The organism is Enterorhabdus sp. P55, assembly GCF_009911695.1.
GTDB lineage: Bacteria > Actinomycetota > Coriobacteriia > Coriobacteriales > Eggerthellaceae > Enterorhabdus.
Map to the genome: position 1 here is coordinate 1 of NZ_QWKK01000020.1, position 17532 is coordinate 17532.

General features: G+C 63.9%; 17 protein-coding genes and 2 pseudogenes. 11 read left to right on the plus strand and 8 right to left on the minus strand.

The annotated features are described in order from the left end of the window. The first annotated feature begins 72 nt into the window (after positions 1–72). The 4 genes from D1643_RS03565 (at position 73) to D1643_RS03580 (ending at position 7063) form a co-directional block, all read left to right on the plus strand. Positions 73–1293 (plus strand): MFS transporter, encoded by a 1221-nt coding sequence (locus D1643_RS03565; protein ID WP_160708760.1) that lies wholly within the window; start codon positions 73–75, stop codon positions 1291–1293. A 9-nt stretch (positions 1294–1302) separates the two neighbouring features. Beyond that, entirely contained in the window at positions 1303–2595 is a 1293-nt protein-coding gene (locus tag D1643_RS03570) for an MFS transporter (RefSeq protein ID WP_160708716.1), read from the plus strand. Between the two features lie 108 nt (positions 2596–2703). Next, a complete protein-coding gene (locus tag D1643_RS03575) occupies positions 2704–5460 on the plus strand; it encodes a PAS domain-containing hybrid sensor histidine kinase/response regulator (RefSeq protein WP_160708718.1) in 2757 nt (918 codons plus the stop codon). A gap of 613 nt (positions 5461–6073) precedes the next feature. Beyond that, complete coding sequence (locus D1643_RS03580) at positions 6074–7063, plus strand: C-terminal binding protein (RefSeq protein WP_160708720.1); 990 nt, start codon at positions 6074–6076, stop codon at positions 7061–7063. Positions 7064–7131: 68 nt separating this feature from the next. On the opposite strand, the gene D1643_RS03585 is transcribed toward D1643_RS03580, so the two are convergent. The 3 genes from D1643_RS03585 to D1643_RS03595 form a co-directional block, all read right to left on the minus strand. After that, on the minus strand, positions 7132–7551 hold the full coding sequence (locus D1643_RS03585; protein WP_160708722.1) for a helix-turn-helix transcriptional regulator: 420 nt from the start codon (positions 7549–7551) through the stop codon (positions 7132–7134). Between the two features lie 195 nt (positions 7552–7746). Next, complete coding sequence (locus D1643_RS03590) at positions 7747–8421, minus strand: HAMP domain-containing sensor histidine kinase (protein ID WP_160708724.1); 675 nt, start codon at positions 8419–8421, stop codon at positions 7747–7749. Between the two features lie 55 nt (positions 8422–8476). Beyond that, positions 8477–9130 (minus strand): response regulator transcription factor, encoded by a 654-nt coding sequence (locus D1643_RS03595; RefSeq protein WP_160708726.1) that lies wholly within the window; start codon positions 9128–9130, stop codon positions 8477–8479. A 214-nt stretch (positions 9131–9344) separates the two neighbouring features. Between D1643_RS03595 and D1643_RS03600 the strand changes: the two genes are divergently transcribed. The 6 genes and pseudogenes from D1643_RS03600 to D1643_RS03625 all read left to right on the plus strand — a co-directional run. Continuing rightward, entirely contained in the window at positions 9345–10109 is a 765-nt protein-coding gene (locus tag D1643_RS03600) for a transposase (RefSeq protein ID WP_160708728.1), read from the plus strand. A 158-nt stretch (positions 10110–10267) separates the two neighbouring features. Beyond that, positions 10268–10693 (plus strand): annotated as a pseudogene (locus tag D1643_RS03605) (4Fe-4S dicluster domain-containing protein); the annotation flags it as partial. Next, a complete protein-coding gene (locus D1643_RS03610) occupies positions 10694–11539 on the plus strand; it encodes a DmsC/YnfH family molybdoenzyme membrane anchor subunit (protein ID WP_160708730.1) in 846 nt (281 codons plus the stop codon). It begins immediately after the preceding pseudogene. Between the two features lie 60 nt (positions 11540–11599). Further along, entirely contained in the window at positions 11600–12310 is a 711-nt protein-coding gene (locus D1643_RS03615) for a molecular chaperone (RefSeq protein ID WP_160708732.1), read from the plus strand. Positions 12311–12511: 201 nt separating this feature from the next. Further along, a complete protein-coding gene (locus D1643_RS12210; RefSeq protein WP_201750945.1) occupies positions 12512–12745 on the plus strand; it encodes a tyrosine-type recombinase/integrase in 234 nt (77 codons plus the stop codon). Next, positions 12721–13275, plus strand: a pseudogene (locus tag D1643_RS03625) (tyrosine-type recombinase/integrase); the annotation flags it as partial. The gene D1643_RS12210 and the pseudogene D1643_RS03625, both read left to right, overlap by 25 nt. Before the next feature lie 62 nt (positions 13276–13337). On the opposite strand, the gene D1643_RS03630 reads toward D1643_RS03625, so the two are convergent. Together D1643_RS03630 and D1643_RS03635 are read right to left on the minus strand one after the other, a co-directional pair. Further along, positions 13338–13901 carry a hypothetical protein gene (locus D1643_RS03630; RefSeq protein ID WP_160708736.1) on the minus strand — a complete coding sequence of 188 codons (564 nt, stop codon included), beginning with the start codon at positions 13899–13901 and terminating at the stop codon, positions 13338–13340. A gap of 10 nt (positions 13902–13911) precedes the next feature. Beyond that, complete coding sequence (locus tag D1643_RS03635; RefSeq protein WP_160708738.1) at positions 13912–14112, minus strand: helix-turn-helix transcriptional regulator; 201 nt, start codon at positions 14110–14112, stop codon at positions 13912–13914. Positions 14113–14431: 319 nt separating this feature from the next. Between D1643_RS03635 and D1643_RS03640 the strand changes: the two genes are divergently transcribed. Then, positions 14432–15514: an IS256 family transposase gene (locus tag D1643_RS03640; RefSeq protein WP_236643354.1), complete on the plus strand. Its 1083-nt coding sequence runs from the start codon at positions 14432–14434 to the stop codon at positions 15512–15514. A gap of 230 nt (positions 15515–15744) precedes the next feature. Here D1643_RS03640 and D1643_RS03645 read toward each other — a convergent pair whose 3' ends face one another. The 3 genes from D1643_RS03645 to D1643_RS03650 are packed head-to-tail and all read right to left on the minus strand — an operon-like array spanning position 15745 to position 17189. Next, the gene (locus D1643_RS03645) at positions 15745–16386 is read right to left on the minus strand and encodes a nucleotidyl transferase AbiEii/AbiGii toxin family protein (protein ID WP_201750946.1); all 642 of its coding nucleotides are present in this window, start codon (positions 16384–16386) and stop codon (positions 15745–15747) included. Between the two features lie 9 nt (positions 16387–16395). Continuing rightward, complete coding sequence (locus D1643_RS11560) at positions 16396–16593, minus strand: hypothetical protein (RefSeq protein ID WP_201750947.1); 198 nt, start codon at positions 16591–16593, stop codon at positions 16396–16398. After that, entirely contained in the window at positions 16590–17189 is a 600-nt protein-coding gene (locus D1643_RS03650) for a type IV toxin-antitoxin system AbiEi family antitoxin domain-containing protein (protein WP_160708740.1), read from the minus strand. The genes D1643_RS11560 and D1643_RS03650 overlap by 4 nt, the downstream gene beginning before the upstream one ends. Positions 17190–17532 lie beyond the last annotated feature (343 nt).

Here is a 17532-nt window from a genome sequence, read left to right on the forward strand (position 1 = left end):
GCCACGTCGCCCGCGACCCCCGCGCCCGGCCCGGCGCCCGACGAGCCCGCGCCCCCGCTCAGCGCGGCCGGGCTGCCGCTCGCGCGCAACTGGCTCGCCGTCATCGCGTTCATCTGGAGCGGCCAGGCCGTCTCCCTGATCACCAGCTACGCGGCCGGCTACGCCGTCGTCTGGTACGTCACCGAGAGCACGGGCAGCGCGCTCGTGCTCTCCGCGCTCACCATCTGCGCCATGCTGCCCATCGGGCTCGTATCACCCTTCGGCGGCGTGGCGGCCGACCGCCACAACCGCAAGCTCATCATGATCGCGGCCGACGGCGCCGTCGGCGTGGTGTCGCTCATCGCCGGCCTGCTCATCCTGGCCGGCGACGTGTCCATCCCGCTGCTCCTCATCGTATGCGTGGCACGCGCCGTGGGGCAGGCGTTCCACGGGCCGGCCATGATGGCCGCCATGCCCCTGCTCGTGCCCGAGAAGCACCTGCTGCGCATCAACACCCTCGACCAGCTGCTTGCCTCGGTGGCGGGCATCGGCGCGCCGGCCTTCGGCATCTTCCTGTACACCACGTTTGGGTTCTCGGCGGTGATGTTCCTCGACTTCGCCGGCGCCGTGGTGGCCGTGGCCGGGCTCATGCTGGCGAAGATCCCCACCGTCATCGACGCCGGCGCCGAGAGCCAGCGCACGATGGCCAACCTGCGCGACGGCTGGCGCGCCGTGTCCGCCAACCGCGGGCTCGTGCTGCTCATCGGCGGCGTGATGCTGGGGATGGTCACCTTCGGGCCGCTCTCGGCACTCTGCCCGCTCATGGTGCTCGATCACTTCGGCGGCGACGGCTACACGGCCTCCATCGCCGAGGCGGCCTTCGGCGTGGGCATGCTGGCCGGCTCGATGATCCTCATGGCCTGGGGTGGCGGGCGCCGGCTGGCCGGGCTCATTGCCGTGGCGGCCGTCATCGTGGGCGCGACCACCGCGGTCTGCGGCCTGCTGCCGCCGAGCGGGTTCGCGGCCTACGCGGTGCTCATGGCCGTCATGGCCGTGGCCTGCGCGTGGTTCAACGGGCCGCTCATCACGCTTGTGCAGCGCAACGTGCCGGATGAGAAGATGGGCCGCGCCATGGGCCTGCTCACCGCGTCCATGGGACTTGCCACGCCGGTGGGCGTGGCCCTCGGCGGCGCGCTGGCCGAGATCACGGGCGTCGCAGCGTTCTTCGTGATAGACGGCCTGGCGTGCCTGGCGCTCGGTTCTGTGATGTACCTGTTTAAGTCGGTGCGCGCCCTGGACGTCCCAAAGGAGTAGACTGGCGCTATGCGCCAACACTATCGCATAGTCATCGTCGCCTGCTGCTTCTGCATCCTGTTCATCAACCAGGGGCTGCCCGCCACGTCCTTCAACGTGTTCCAGTCCTACCTGGTGGCCATGCCGGGCGTGGGCGACTTGGGCGGGTCGCTCGTGCTCACGGTGCGCTCGTTCGTCTCGCTCGTAGCCATCTTCTTCGTGAGCGCCTTCTACCGCCGGTTCAGCCTGCGCGTGGGCGTGGCTGCGGCCACCGCGTTCACGGCGGCTGGGTTTCTGGCCTACTCGCTCGCCCGTGACCTGGCGCTTCTGTGCCTGGGAAGCGTGCTGACGGGCATCGGCTACGGGTTCGGCGGCGTGGTGGCCACCACCATGCTCATCGGCAACTGGTACCGCGGGCACATCGGCACCGTGGCGGGCGCCGTGGGGATGGGAAGCGGCGTCGCGTCCATGGTGATGCCCCTGGCGGTGGCGGCCGTCATCGCCCGCAGCGACCTCTCGCACGCGTTTCTCATGGAGGCGTTGCTGGCTCTCGGGCTGGGCACCGCGGTGGTGGCGCTTTTGCGCTCCAAGCCCCAGGACGTGGGCCTGCGCCCCGTGGAGGAGCCCGCGCCAGCGGCCCCGCCCGCGGCGGCTGCCCCGACCCGAACCGCCCCCGAGCCCAGCGCCCCTGCCGCCCCCGCCCGCCATCCCGGCAAGGTGCATGTAGGCGCCGCCACGCTGCCGCGGGCGGACAAGCGCCTCATGCTGGCGGCCATGGTGCTGCTGGGCGCGGTGGCCATCGTGGGCAACGGGTACTTCTCGGTGCTGCTCACGTCATCGGGCATCGGGCTGGAGACGGCGGCCCTGCTCACCGCCGTGCTCGGCACCTCCCTCACGTTGAGCAAGCTCGCTTGCGGCTGGGTGTTCGACCTGGCGGGCGCGCGGAAGGGATCGCTCGCGTTCTTCACCGTGCTCATCGTGGGGCTGCTGCTCTGTTCCCTGGCAGGGCCGGGCGGCGCGGCCGACGGGTTCTTCGCCGCCGTGTTCTTCGGAGTGGGCGTGGCGCTGGCCACCACCGGCGTCTCCGTGTGGACCCTCGAGCTCTCGGCCCCGCGCGACCGGCTGGGGATGGTGCGCGATTTCCAGGTCGCCTACGCCTTCGGCGGCTTCGCCTTCAACCTGATGCCCGGCGCCCTGGCCAGCGCCACGGGCAGCTACGCGGTGAGCTACGCGCTGTTCGCCGCAGCGGCCATCGCCTGCGCCCTCATCGTCGGCATCGTCTACAAGCGGCGCAATCTGCGGGAGGCTCTCCCGTTATCGTAACGAACGAAGCATTATAATAGCCGAACGCACCATATCGTAACATCAGGGTTACAGTTACTTACGGCTATAATGAGGTGACACGGTCACCTGGCATCTGAGGGGCGTCCCATGTATCACAGCCTGCTTCGCATTCACCTGATCGGCTTCGACGCCGATATGGCCGACGTTGTCGAGAAGACCGCCCCGCCGACGTCGTTCACCCGCCAGGTCACCGCCTCTCCCGCGCTGGGCGCCGCTTCCGCGGACGACCCCGCCGTCTCGCAGGCGGACGGCCTGTTCCTGCGCGTGGTCGACGAGGACAGCCTGGCCGCCGTCGAGCCCCTGCTGGCCGCCCGCAAGCCCGGCGCCGACCTGGTGCTCATCGCACCGAACGACCTGGCCGCCGCCGCGGAGCCGTTTCTCGGCCAGCTAACCGACCTGTGGGCGGATCCCCTCTCCCCCGCCACGCTCGCTTTCCACTTTGCGCGCTGGCAGCGCGCCCGCAAGGACGCCGCCGACGCCTGGGAGACGGCCCAGTACCTGGAGGCCACCATCAATTCCATCCCATGCCTCATCTGGTATAAGACCGCCGATGGCGTGCACGAGAAGGTCAACGACAGCTTCTGCGAGACGGTCGGCAAGACCAAGGAGCAGGTGCAGGGCCAGCGCCACGCCTACATCTGGGACGTGGAGGAGGACGACCCCGCCTGCATCGAGTCCGAGCGCATCGTCATGGAGACCGAGCGCACCTGCGTCTCGGAGGAATGCGTCCAGACGGGCAGCGACACTCGTCTGCTCACCACCTACAAATCGCCGCTCTACAACCCCGACGGCACCGTCATGGGCACCGTGGGCGTGGGCATCGACATCACCCAGGAACGCGCCTACGAGGCCAGCCTCGTAGAGAAGACGCGCACGCTGGAGACCATCTTCACCACCATGGAGTGCGGCGTGCTCACCCACAGCATCGACGGCTCGCGCATCCTGGGCATCAACCAGGCCGCGCTCAACATCCTGGGCTACGAGTCCGAGGCCGAGCTGATGGACCAGGGCTTCGACATGATAGCCCCCACGGTGGTGGAAGAGGACCAGGCCATGCTACGCGAGCGCATCGCCACCCTCACCCATATCGGCGACAGCGTGAGCACCGAGTACCGCGTGCGCCGCTCCACCGGAGAGATCCTGCACGTCATGGGCAACATCAAGCTCACGGAGAAGGACGGCGAGCGCTACTTCCAGCGCTTCCTGCTGGACATCACCGAGCAGAAGCTCGAGGAGGAGCGCAAGGAGCGCCACCAGCGCGATCTGCTGAAGGCGCTCAGCGAGGACTACCTGGTGGTATGCGCCTACGACCTGGACACCGACGTGAGCGAGCCGGTGCGCGTGTCCACCGATCCCGCGCTGGGGCTGGCCAACGTGTTCGGCGAGGGCCTGACGCTCGAGGAGAGCGGCGGCCGCTACATCAGCGAGCGCGTCCACGAATCCGACCGCGCCAAGATGGCCGACGTGCTCTCGCCCGCGCGCATCCTCGAGCATCTGGAGACCGACGATCGCCTGGACGCCCTGTATCGCACCGGACAAGGCGACGAGGCCCAGTTCTGCCAGGTCACCATCGTGCGCGCCGGATCATGGGACGACGGGCACCGCATCGTCATGGGCCTGCGCAACGTCGATCGGCAGATCCGCGAGGAGCTCCAGCAGAAGGAGCTGCTGGAGGAGGCCCTCGTGCGCGCCAACAAGGCCAGCGAGGCCAAGAGCGCCTTCCTCACCAACATGTCGCACGACATCCGCACGCCCATGAACGCCATCGTCGGCTTCACCACCCTGGCCACCAACCACATCGACCAGAAGGATCGCGTGGAGGAGTATCTGGCCAAGATCCAGGCGTCCAGCCATCACCTGCTGAGCCTCATCAACGACATCCTGGACATGAGCCGCATCGAGAGCGGCAAGGCATCGCTCGACGAGCAGCGCTCCAGCATCCACGAGATCATGGAGAACCTGCATACCATCCTCCAACCCGAGGCCGACGAGCGCGGAATCACGCTGAAGGTGGACGCAGGGCCCGAGGCCGAGGTGCCCATCATCTGCGACAAGCTGAAGATCAACCAGATATTCCTGAACCTACTGGGCAACTCCCTCAAGTTCACCGCCCCCGAGGGCGTCGTCTCCGCCACAGTGGCCGAGGCCCCCGGCGCACCCGCCGGCTGCCGTCGCTACCGTATGGTGGTGGAGGACACCGGCATCGGCATGAGCCCCGAGTTCCTCAAGCACATCTTCGACCCCTTCGAGCGCGAGCGCACCTCCACCATCAGCGGCATCCAGGGCACGGGCCTGGGCATGGCCATCACGAAGAGCCTGGTGGACATGATGGGCGGTACCATCGAGGTGGCCAGCACCGAGGGCGTGGGAAGCCGCTTCACGGTCATGCTCACCCTGCGCGAGGCCGACGCGTCCGGCGATCTTGCGCCCACGGCGCCGACGCGCGTCGTGCCGTCGGATGCCCTCAAGGGCTGCCACGTGCTGCTGGTGGACGACAACCTGCTCAATCGCGAGATCGCCCTCACGCTGCTTGAGGACGCGGGCTTCGAGGTGGAATGCGCCGTCGATGGTCAGATGGCCGTCGACATGATGGCCGAGCCCGACGCCGACCGCTTCGAGCTGGTGCTGATGGACATCCAGATGCCGGTGATGAACGGCTACGAGGCGGCCCGCGCCATCCGCGCGCTCGAGGGCCCCGCCGCAACCGTGCCCATCCTGGCCATCACCGCCGACGCCTTCGACACCGACCGCCAGAAGGCCCTCGACGCCGGCATGGACGGCCACCTGCCCAAGCCCATCGAGGTCGACAAGCTCTTCGCCGCGCTCGACGCGCTGCTGGCGTAGCGCCCGGCGGGCCGGGCTCGGCGCGAGGACGCAAGGGCGCTCGATACATGGGGAGGCGCGCGAATCGCGCCCGCCGCTCGTGGGGGCGGACGCGGGGGCGGCCCGACACGCCGGTTTGGGGCGTCACCGCCACATTTTCGGCCCACAGTGGCAGTAATTGGCGTTTTGGTACGGTAAGGGGCCGCCTTTCGGCTCGATTCTGAGCCGCCGAGGAGCTAGCTGACGGCAAAAGCCCAGGTCGACAGAGCGCACGCCGGCGCCGGAAGCGACCGAGACCGTACCAAAACGTCAATTACTGCCACTTTGCGGCGAAGAAGTGGCGGTGACGCCCCCTTGCGAAGCGCGACGCGGCGGCAACACCCGCGCAGGCGGCGGCTGCGCCGGCCGACCCGGCGCACCCGGCCGACCCGGCCCACCCGACGCATCCGACCCGCCGCACCCGACCGAACGGATTCGCAACACTTCCGGCCCTTCGCCTCGCAGCACCAGCCTGGCGAGCCGCCGCGCCGTATACTGGGACAGCGGCTCTGCGAGCCCCGCACGCCCCAGGCCGTGCCCCGCTCGCTGCCGCCCGCACCCGCCCCATCGCCCGTCAAGTCCCAAGGAGCCCGCCATGCCCAAGATCGTCGCCACCGACACCGACTTTGGAGACACCGCCTTCGAGCGTAAGATGGTCGAGGCCGCGGGCATCGAATTCGCCGCCTATGACGGCGAGCGCGCCCGAACGCCCGAGGAGATCATCGAGCACCTGCGTGGAGCCGACGGCGCCATCACCTCCTACGGCAGCTTCACGCCGGAGGTCTTCGCCGCGCTGCCGGACCTCAAGGTGGTCAGCAAGACGGGCACAGGCGTGGACAACATCGCCGTCGACGCCGCCACCGCCAACGGCACGGCCGTCTGCAACGTACCGGGCTACGGCACCGAGGTGGTGTCTGACCATGCCATAACGCTGGCGCTCTGCGTGCTGCGTCGCGTGAACGAGCTTGACGCCGACCTGCGCGACGGCATCTGGGACTTTCATCGGCGCCAGCCCCTCGGGCAGGTGAGCGGCCGCACGTTCGGCGTGGTGGGCTACGGCAACATCGGCCGCGCGACGGCCCGAAAGGCCCGTGGGCTGGGGTTCCGCGTAATCGTGTGGGACCGTCGCGGCATCGCAGGGCGCGCGACGCCGGAGGGTTTTCCCTACGCGGCCCTCGACGAGCTGCTAGCGGTGAGCGACGTGGTGAGCTTCCACACGGCGCTCACCCCCGAGACGCACCACCTGCTGAGCGCCGAGCGCATCGCCACCATGAAGCCCGACGCCGTGGTGGTGAACACCTCGCGCGGGGCGGTGGTAGATACCGACGCCCTGGCCGCAGCCCTCGCGGAGGGGCGGCTTTGGGGCGCCGGCATCGACGTGTTCGAGGAGGAGCCCGTGGCGCCCGACGCGCCCATCTGCCGCGCGCCGCACACCGTGCTCACGGCCCACGCGGCCTACTGGTCCGAGGAGTCGGCCGTCGAGCTGCGCGCCCGCTGCGCCCAGAACGCCATCGACGTGGTACTCGGCCGGCGCCCCGAGAACTGCGTGAACCCCCAGGTGCTCGCTGAGGACGCGCCCGCATAGCGCGCTCAGCCTGCGTGCCACCCGCATATCTGAGCGCCGCGCCCTACGCCCGCACGCCGCCCTCGCGGCTACTGTTCGCTGACGCGGAGGAACGCCTCCAGCTCCTGCATCGCCACACCTGTAGGGCCCCAGGGCGTGATGACCAGCTTGTCCCCGGGGCGCAGGTCCATATGGCGCGCCGCCGCCTTCGAGAGCACCAGGCGGCCGTCGTCCTCCACTGCCGTCACCCCCAGGATGTCCTCACGCGCAGGCGTGGTGCCCGATGCCGCCCAGCCCTCGCCCTGGAACACCAGCTCGTCCAATCCCACGCCCAGCACCTGGGCCAGATAGCAGGCGTGGCGCAAATCCGGCAGCACGCCGCCGTCCTCCCAACGACCCACCGCCTGACGCGACGCCCCCACCGCCTTGGCCAGTTGCTCCTGCGTGAGGCCGCGCCCCTTGCGCAGCGTGCGGATGGCAGGGCCTAGCATGTCGAGGGAGTCAGTCATCAGACCCCCCCCCAGAAGGTGTTTTTCCGCGCATTCGCGAGCGCCGGCGTGTCGGCGGCAAAAGCACGGGGGAGAGGCTGGCGCATGGTCGTCCTTTCGCGACGGGAACGGTGGGAAACACCAACGGTACCCAGCGCCTGCATCGAAACCGCATCGGATTCGCCGCCAGCGGGCAAACAACGCATTACCCGCTTTCTATGCAGCGCCACCGTGCAGTTCGGCGATCACCGTCGTCCCCTCCCCCGGCTCGCTCGCGAAGGAAAGGCTTCCCTTGTGGGCTGTGGCGATGCCGTGGCAGAGCGTCAGCCCCAGGCCCGCTCCGCCCTCGGATGGGCGCGCGCCTTCCACGCGGTAGAAGGGCTCCGCCAAGCGGTCGAGGGCCTCTGGCGGAATGCCCGGCCCGGTATCGGATACGCTGATGCGGCAGCCGTCGGCAAGCGCCTGGCACGTCACCCGCACCTCGCCCGGCCCGCCGAGCGCCTTGCGCGCGTTCTCGCACAGGTTCTCCACCAGAGACGCCACGAGGTCGGGCTCCATCAGGCACGCGCCCTCCTCGCAGGCGCAGCTCAGGTCGACGCCGTCGGCGGCATAGAGGGGCGCCAGCCGCTTCACCAGGCCCTGCACCAGCGTGCCGGGGCTGGCCGGGCTCAGGCGCAGCGGGCGGCCCTCCAGCACGACCAAGTCGAGGATGAGCTGCGAGAGGCGCTCGAGGCGCTGCCCCTCGGCCAGGATGAACTCGGCTGCTTCGGCGCGCTCCCCCTCATCAAGCTTTTGGAGGCGCAACAGGTCGGCATAGCCGATGATGGCGGTGAGGGCAGTCCTTATCTCATGGGCGTAGCTTCCGACGAAACGGGCTTGTCGCTCAACCACGGCCTCCAAATGCGAAACGGCTTCTTGCTCGGCGGCCATCGTCGTTCTTCGCGCCTCAGGCCTCGAACCGATAGCCGACCCTGTTGACGGCGACTATCTTTTCTTCCCACTTGACCTTCTTGCGCATGCGCTGGACGTGGAGGTCGACCGTCTTGGTGCCATAGCGAAACGGCTGGCCCCACACCTGCTCGTACATGGCCTCGCGGGTGAGGGCGCGCCCCGGATTGCGTATGAGCAGGAGCAGCAGCTCGTACTCGGTCTTGGTGAGGGGGATTTCCTGGTCATCGCGCATCACGCGGCGACCGAGGGTGTCCACGGTCAGCCCATCGACGATCATCACGCCATCGGTCTGGCGGAAGCGGCGCAGCACCACATCCACGCGTGCCAGCAGCTCGGCCACCTCGAAGGGCTTGACGATATAGTCCTCGGCGCCAGCACGCAGTCCGTGGATCCGGTCGGCCAAGTCGCCCCGTGCGGTGATGAAGATGACGGGCACCCCCAACGGCCGAATGAAGTCCATGAGCGCGAAGCCGTCCACCTTGGGGAGCATCACGTCCAGAAGCACCAGATCGAAGCGGCCACCTTCCAGGATGCTGACCACCTCATCGCCATCACCTGCGCATACGCAGTCGTACCCCTCCTTGGCGAGCGCCAGGCGGATGAGGTTTGAGATAGACCGCTCGTCTTCGGCGATGAGTATGCGGGACAACGGGGAGCACCTCCTTCGCCCCCAGCATACCGTTCCGCGGCATCGGAACAGCATATATATCGCTGTGTGCCAAAGGGTCACACCTAATGGCACTATCGGCGCAAGAGTGTGCCATTAGACGTGACCCGACGACATCAATCGGCACCAAAGGCCTGCCAAAGGGCCGCTTCGAATGGCATAATTGCCGCATTCGCCCCGAACGGAGAGGTTTTCCATGCGCAGACTTCGCAGCGAGCTTCTATCTGGATACGTCCACGTGACCCAGCGGGGCCTTGGGAGAAGGCTCATCTTCGAGGACGACCGCGACAAGAAGCGCTACCTCGCAACGCTCCGAGACAAGCTTGAGAACTCGGAGGTTGCCGTCCTGGCCTGGACGCTCATGCCCAACCACGTGCACCTTCTGGTAAGGGCGCAGCCGCCGGAGCTTTCCGGGCTGATGCAGCGCCTGGGAACCAGCTACGCGCAGTACTTCAACGGCCGCCATGGGCACGTTGGCAAAGTCTTCCAGAACAGATTCTCCTCCGAGCCCGTCGAGACCGAGGGGCATATGCTGGCCGCCATCAGGTACATCCACAGAAACGCCGAGGTGGCGCGGATAGCCGACATGGAAGGCTATCCGTGGAGCAGCTACCGCGAGATCCTCGGCGAAGGATCTGCGCTCGAAGGCGAGGGAATATGCGACGCCTCGAAGGCGCTCGAGTTCTTCGGAAGCAGGGAGGAGTTCGCCCGGTTCCATGCGATGGAAAACGAGCTCGACGGGTTTGCGAGGGTCGACGGTTACCGGCCCCGCCTGAGCGACAGCGACGCACGCGCAATCGCCTCGCGCCTTTGCGGGGAGGGCTTTGCAGACAGCCTCCCCAGCATGCCGAAGGAGGAGAGGGACAGGGCCCTGGGAACCCTCAAGGCCCTCGGCCTCTCGATTCGCCAGATAGAGCGGCTGACCGGCATCGGGAGGGGATCTATCGCGAGAGCGCGATGAGGGGAGGGGTGACATTAGGTTCGACCTATTGTCACGCTGTCGCCATGAGAGGGTGCCACTGGGCGTAACCCTCTGTCACCCTTCCTTTGTCACCCGCGCTTCATTGTCATCATGGGGGACGGTGCCATTAGGTGTGACCCTTTGTCACCTTCTTTGTCACCTTTCAGTGCCAGCAGTGCCGCAACCCCCAGTGCGTCACGGTGTGCCCCACGGGCGCGTCGTATCGCGACGAGAAGACCGGCTATGTGCTCATCGACAAGGAGAAGTGCATCGGCTGCCACTACTGCCTGTATGCCTGCCCCTACGGCGTGCGCCAGTTCAACGAGGAGCAGGGCTGCGTGCAGAAATGCACCCTGTGCTCGCAGATCACCGCAAACGGATCCGGCGTTCCCGCATGCGTCCACAACTGCAACTGCGGCGCGCGCTTCTTCGGCGACTACGACGATCCTGAGAGCGACGTGTGCAAGGAGATGGCGAAGTACCCGGACGAGGCCATCCACGCGCTGGCCGACCCCGGCAACTCCCAGCCGGTGACGCGCTACATTCTCTCGCCCAACGTTGCAAGCTGGAAGGAGCTGATCTAAATGGATATCCAGTGGCCCTTGGTCCTGTTCTCCCTTGTGGCCGGAACGGGCGGATCGCTGTTCGCATTCGTAGGCCTGTCCGAGCTGCTGGGCGGCTCAGACAAGACGCGCGACGCCGGCGCGGCGTGCTCCGCCGTGCTCCTGGCGCTGGGCGGCTGCCTCTCGGTGCTCCACCTCGCAGCTCCGCTGCACGCCATAAGCGCCGTGACCAACCTGCTCTCGTTCTCGGGCATTTCCATCGAGCTCATGCTTCTGGGCGCCAACTTCGCCATCATGGTGGCCTACCTTCTGGTGAGACGGCGCAGCAAGGCAACCGCTCCGCTGCGCGTCCTGAGCGTTTTGGGCATCGTGCTCGGCCTGATGCTGGGGTATTTCTGCGGCCACGGCTACGTCATCGAGGGCCAGCCCACGTGGAACAGCGAGACGCTCCCCCTCGCCTACCTCGGCAGCTCGCTTGCGTGCGGCGCGTTCCTGTTCGCGCTCATCAGCGCCCTGAAGGGGGAAGGCGACGAGCTGGGCGGCAAGCTGAATGCCGCCGTGACGGTTGCCGCCGCCGTCAACGCCGCGGGCCTTGCGTCGTACTGCCTCTTCCTGGGCGGTAACACGACCGGCCATGAGGCGATCCTCTGGGACGGCGTCGTGGTCATCGGCGCGGTTGCCACGCTTGCGGTATCCGTCGTCGCCCTGACGAAGAAGGCGTCCGTCTCGCCAGCGGTTCTCGCGGGCGTGGGCCTTGCCTGCGCTTTCGTGGGCGGCGTATCCGTCAGGGTGCTCATGTGGGTATGCTCCACGGGCTTCATCGACCTGTTCAGCTGCACCGTTCCCAGCGTTATGCTCAACCTCTAGTTATAGGCGTATCTCGAAAACCATCTACGGCCGGAAGCGGAAGCGAGAAAGGGGAAGGCCATGTCCGAAGACCTGCAAACCGAAGTCGTGAGGAAGACCCTCGGCGATCGCGCGGCTCTGTACCGCATGCTTGCGCAGCTGTATTTCAAGCCGCTGACGCAGGAGCAGATCGATGCGCTGGCAGAGGCCGATCTAGCGGTGATTGCATCGGAGGACGGCTCCCCGTTCGCCGACGGCTACAACGACCTGTACCGGTATCTGCGCAAGCGGAACACCGGGACCCGCCAGGAGCTCGCAAGCGATTACACCGCGACGTTCTATGGAACCCAAACCTACAAAGGGCGTACGGCGCAGCCGTTCGAGTCGCTGTACCGCTACGGCGGCGGCTTTGTGATGGGCGAAGCCAGCGGCGAGGTGCATCGCGTGTTCAGGGAGTCCTACGTCAGGGTGAGGGAAGGCCTCGACCTCCCCGACGACCACCTATCGTTTCTGTTCGAGTTCATGGCTCGTCAGTGTGACGGACTGTCGGACCTCATTGCGGACGGGCGCTTCGACGAGGCACTGCAGTCTGTCCGCGAGCAGCAAGCGTTTTTCGACGCGCACGTGGCGTCGTGGTTCCCCCGCTTCAAGGCGCTTGCGTCCAAGCTGGTGTCCACGCGTTTCTATCGCGGCTGCCTCAAGATAACCCAGGCTTTCGTGGAGGACGAGCCCGACGCCATGGCGCAGCTCGAGAACGACCTGGAAGACCTTCGAAGCCGAAAAGCCGCTTAGACCGTCTTGCGACGCGCACGAGGTTCTCCTTGCGCGCAATCGCTACCTGAGAGGACCGGGGCCTTCCCGGTCCTCTTCCTTGGAGTGACAAAGGGTCACACCTAATGGCACGTTGCTAGAAAAGAGTGACAAAGGGTCACACCTAATGGCACGTTGCTAGTGCCACGTTGCGATTTATGCCATGGGGAGGTGCCATTAGGTGTGACCCTTTGTCACCCACTCGATCTGGCACGCCGTGCGCAGCCCGGCGCACTCGCTGTCGCTATCGAAATCATGCTCACGACTGGCGTGCGTAGAGGCGAAGTCTGTGCTTTAAGGTGGAGTGACTTTGACGAGTCAAAGCAGACCATTACCGTTACCCATTCTCTGGGTAACGGTGAAGGGGGTTTCTATTTGAAACAGCCAAGACAGAGGAGATCCGGACAATCCCATTGACTCTTCACGCTTTCGAAATGCTGAGAGGCATGCGGGAGGATCTGAAGTGGATGTGCGGGAAGCTGAAGGTGAGGCTTGAAGACGCTTTCATCCTCGGAACTCTTGAATCAGAAAGCAGACCCTACAACCCCACGCAGCTGGGCAAGGATTTCGCTGCATTTTGCAAGATGAATGGATTTACCTGCACACTGCATGACCTGCGCCATACCTTCGCAACCTTTATGATCGGAAGCGGAGCAGATGTTCGCACCGTCGCTGACTATCTAGGTCACGCGAATCCTTCCATGACCCTCGACATTTATGCGGATGTGGATCCCGAGGCTAAACAGCAAGCAGTCAAGTATATCGAAGGCGCTTTCGATGATACTTACAGTGTTTTCCAACGTGAAGTCGAGCAGCGTAGAGCTGAAATGGAAGGGCAGAACACAGAGTTCGATCCAAAGCGGTTAGAGAGTATCACGCCAGAATCCATCCCGTTCTCCATCGAGGAGCTCAGAGCAATGCTCGCTGTTCTTGAAAAGGCAAGCTAAACAGTATCTTGGCGCTGGGACGTTTTGTCTCAGCACCAAGAAATCGGACAAATTATCTGAATCTAATCTTCGAGAAGGCTGTCCTGCTTGGCTCGCCCTACGATTGCGGATTTGATATATGCGGCAGTTCCGAAGGTACCCACGACAAATGCCATAACGAAGAAAACGACACCCATAGCCAGATCACCTGCCCAAGTCACACTCTCTATGCCAACGATCTGAATCTCTGCCAGCATGCGCATGGCCGCAGAGATGACTCCCAACATCGCGCCACTAATCAAACCAATGAGGACGCAAAATCCCCAAGGCACGTGATCGATGGTAGCCATGCGCACGTGCTCGTCGACGATTCCCGCCTTCATCTGCATCCCAAGAGTGATAAGACAGGATACGAGAATGGCTACCGCAATAACGCCTGTTACCGGAAAGACATCTTGACCGATGCTGGTGTAGATCGGGGTGTCCGTCGTGTCTGCCACCTGATTGACCATGATCCCGTACCAGGCAGCGATTCCCGCTCCTGCGAGCAATATGGTATAGCCGACGCGCATGCAGCGGTTGGACTCGGATTCAAGTCGCTCGTCCTTGGGGCCCATGAAGGCATTCCATCGTTTGATCAGGTTCATCGTTTCCTCCTTAATCCCAGAACAGGTCATTGAGTGTTTTGCCTAGCGTTTGGCAGATTGCCTTGCAGAGTTTGAGCGAAGGGTTATATTTGCCCGCCTCGATCAACCCGATGGTTTGACGCGTAGCCCCTACACGCTCTGCCAAATCTGTTTGCGACAGCCCGGCATCATTGCGAGCGCTTCTCATTCGCAAGTTCTTTTCGCCTTCCATGGCACTCCTAGACAGCAATTCGAAATGCAAAATATATCTTACATTGCAAATTATATATTGCACTAGTCTTCTGTCAAGCTAAAACGATCAACACTTCTCTTGCCAGTTCATGCTTACAAAAAGGGTGAGACAGTTTGTCTCACCCTTTTGTATTGTGCGTTTTGAATCCATCTATAGCTTCAACGAGTCCATCAGCTTTTCGATGACCGTGTCCCTAATGTTGGTGTAAGAGCCGTTTCGCTTGAGAGACAGGAAACGGCCATCGCCTAGAATCTTCAATTGTCGAGATTGATGGATTCAAGAGAAAGGCGATGACCTAATGGAAAGTGTAGAGCATGGACTGCCGGCAGCGACCGAGATTCCTCGATTCGATGACGGGATGGTCAACATCCAAGAGCTCATCCGCATCATGGCCGAGGCTCTCGTCAACGAGATCATGGACGCCCAGGCAGAGGATGCGTGCGTCGACGGCAACCAGCGCAACGGCTATCGCGAGCGCACGCTCGTCACCAGCGTCGGCATCATCAATCTGCGCATCCCCAAGCTCAGGCGCGGTAGCTACTTCCCAGAGGGCCTTCTCGTGCGCTACTCGCGGGTGGACAGGGCGGTGATAGCGGCCGTGTCCGAGATGGTGACCTGCGGCGTGTCCACGAGGAAAGTGGAACGGATAGCGGCGCAGATGGGCATAGACCGCATGAGCTCAAGCCAAGTATCAAGGATCTGCGAGGCGCTGGATGCGACGACAGCCGACCTGCAGGAACGCGATCTGTCCGATACGGCGTTTCCCTACATCTGGGTCGATGCGACCTATATCAAGTGCCGCGATGAAGGCCATGTGTCATCATGCGCGCTAGTGACGGCCATAGGAGCAGGAGCGGACGGCTATCGCCGTCTGCTGGGATTGGACGCCGTCGACGCAGAGTCGTATGCGGGATGGCTCGCCTTCTTGCGATCGCTCAGGGAGCGTGGGGTGGACGGCGTCGTCTGCGTGACGTCGGATGCGCATGAGGGGCTCAGGCGCGCCATCGAGGAGGTGTTCCCGGGAGCCGCTTGGCAGAGATGCATCGTGCACCTCATGGGGAATGCGGCGTCTTTGGCGCCAACGCGCCAGAAAAGGGCGGCTGCGCTCGCCATCCTGCATGCGGTCTTCGCCGAACGGGACCCGGGCCTCGTTCGCGAGCTCTACCACTTGGCATGCCGAGAGATTTGCAGCTTCTGCCCGAAGGCGGCCGAGCTCCTCGAGGAGGCAGAGGCCGACGCCCTGGCGTACCTCGACTTTCCCTATGCCCACCATCGCCGTCTGCGAACCAACAACGTGCAGGAGCGCGCCAACCGCGAGCTCAAGCGACGCAGCCGCGTGGTGCAGGTGTTCCCGTCCAGGAAATCGCTCATCCGCATGTAGGGCGCAGTCTTCTCCGAGATGGACGAGGACTGGGCGACCAGAAGGTGGTTCACGGAAGAGTCGATTGCCCAGGCCCTTGCTCCGGCGAAGCTAACCGCTCCTGCGCCTGCGTATGAAGGGACTGCCGAGGAGCACGCAAGGCGCATCATCGATGTCGTGATTGCCGACAACCCGATCGGCAGGAAGGCTGCTTAGACGATGGGTTAGAATACGAACCGGATTCTAGGCGATTACACCAACTTTCGGGACACTACCTTTTCGATTGAGTCTAACGAATCGTCTAAAGAGACGCCATTCGCATATGGGGTATCAGCAACATACGAAGACCAGACCTGGTGCATGATGGCAGAAGCACGAATGCCTTCGAGCGTATCTTTCCACTCCGCTATAGCGTGCTGAGAGCCTCGCTTCTCGGCAGTGCGACGAAGCGCCTCTCGAAGATCTTGCTCATTTATGACCCCGGAATAGTAGCGCGGGATGGCATACAGATCGTAGAAGTCCCTGCCGCGCGTGTTCGCCACTCCTCGGCTAAGCACTGTCTCAAGCTTTTCGGCCAGAACGGCTGCCGGATGATAGGACAGAACATCGAGCGCGCCTTGGTCGAACATCAGCTCGAACTTGTGTCTGACCTGCGATGGATAGATGGCATCACCAGTCGTGATGTCCACTTTTACCGGCGCATCGATCCTTCCGTATTTCGCCTTGAGGTGAGCGCGCCAGTTTGCGTACTCGTCATCTTCGCGGATGGGCTCGATCCTCTCGAACGCGTATGTCATTCCATCGCCAACATCGGTTGCGCAGATCTCGCGTAGGGCATTTGCGATGGTCTCCTCATCCATATCCATGCCCACGACGGTCGCATCCATGTCCATGGTTGTACGCTAGTAGATGCCGGTCATCGACGAGATAAGAAGGCCTCCCTTGAGCACGAACTTGTCAGCGTAGGAGCTCTTGGCCAAGCGCATGAGCAGATGCTCGAAGAGATACATCTGAAGCACCTCTTGAGACTTGAGCCCATACTCGTTGGAAAGGTGGCGCACTTTCCCCCTCAGGCTCGCATCGCTTCTCATTTCGTTCATTCAAGCACCTCCAGGTACGTCTGCAGCTCATCTCGAACGCCCAGCGCCTCGCACATCTTCGCGAGCTTGGGCAGGTCGCGGTCGCCCTTCCTGAAATAGCCCACTATGGCATCCCTCACGAGCTGCGGGTTCACGGTGCCCTTGGCCCTCTCTTGGATGATGTCGGCTATGGAGCGCTCCGCATCGTAGGTGGGCACGATGACGCCCATGGGGTCCTTCACCGTGGTCTTGCCCAGCCCGTAGAGCTTGTCGCTCTCGCGATGAATCCTCATGTCCGGATGGGTTCGCCTCAGCTCCCGCGGATTATAGTCCCGTGGGACACTTACGCTCAGGTTCCCGGGCACGCGATCGGACAGCCCCAGCAGATACAGCGCGGTTCCATGTGAGAGTATGCACTTCGGCCAACGCATGGTCACTGCCGCGAACTCATCATCCAGCACATCGAGCGAGCAGTAGACGCCTCGGGTCAGCCTGTCTATCTTGCCGCTACTAAAGGCGTACTCGATCACACCGGGCGCATACCCAGCCTCCTTGAGCTGAGATGAGGAAGCTACCCCTCCCAGCTTCTCGATATGTTCTGCAACGGATGCGGTCACTTGACCTCCTAGACTAATAGACCCACATTCTAGCGTTTTTGGGTCTAATAATCTACTCCTGCTCGAATCACCCAGCGCCCTCTTGCGGCGGGCCCGCTTCTCCTTCTGGCTGAAAGACTTGCCGAGAACCAGCCTCGGCTCAAGGGCCTCGAAAAACTTTTGCCAGGAGTGGAGGATTCCCGAACAGGCAAAACTCATCGCCCTCCGGGTTTTCGCTTTCCCCCTTGCGCCGTCCGCTGAACCTCGTCGCATCTCCGCCCGAAAGGCGAAGGCATAGGGCCTGCGCCGAAACCATAGGAGGTCGCAAACAATGAGTAATCGAGCAGTCATCACGACAAAAGAA

Coding starts and splice junctions, on each gene's coding strand:
- D1643_RS03570 (WP_160708716.1), top strand. CDS start 1,303: ATGCGCCAACACTATCGCATAGTCATCGTCGCCTGCTGCTTCTGCATC.
- D1643_RS03575 (WP_160708718.1), top strand. CDS start 2,704: ATGTATCACAGCCTGCTTCGCATTCACCTGATCGGCTTCGACGCCGAT.
- D1643_RS03580 (WP_160708720.1), top strand. CDS start 6,074: ATGCCCAAGATCGTCGCCACCGACACCGACTTTGGAGACACCGCCTTC.
- D1643_RS03585 (WP_160708722.1), bottom strand. CDS start 7,551: ATGACTGACTCCCTCGACATGCTAGGCCCTGCCATCCGCACGCTGCGC.
- D1643_RS03600 (WP_160708728.1), top strand. CDS start 9,345: ATGCGCAGACTTCGCAGCGAGCTTCTATCTGGATACGTCCACGTGACC.
- D1643_RS03610 (WP_160708730.1), top strand. CDS start 10,694: ATGGATATCCAGTGGCCCTTGGTCCTGTTCTCCCTTGTGGCCGGAACG.
- D1643_RS03615 (WP_160708732.1), top strand. CDS start 11,600: ATGTCCGAAGACCTGCAAACCGAAGTCGTGAGGAAGACCCTCGGCGAT.
- D1643_RS03630 (WP_160708736.1), bottom strand. CDS start 13,901: ATGAACCTGATCAAACGATGGAATGCCTTCATGGGCCCCAAGGACGAG.
- D1643_RS03635 (WP_160708738.1), bottom strand. CDS start 14,112: ATGGAAGGCGAAAAGAACTTGCGAATGAGAAGCGCTCGCAATGATGCC.
- D1643_RS03640 (WP_236643354.1), top strand. CDS start 14,432: ATGGAAAGTGTAGAGCATGGACTGCCGGCAGCGACCGAGATTCCTCGA.
- D1643_RS03645 (WP_201750946.1), bottom strand. CDS start 16,386: ATGGACATGGATGCGACCGTCGTGGGCATGGATATGGATGAGGAGACC.
- D1643_RS11560 (WP_201750947.1), bottom strand. CDS start 16,593: ATGAACGAAATGAGAAGCGATGCGAGCCTGAGGGGGAAAGTGCGCCAC.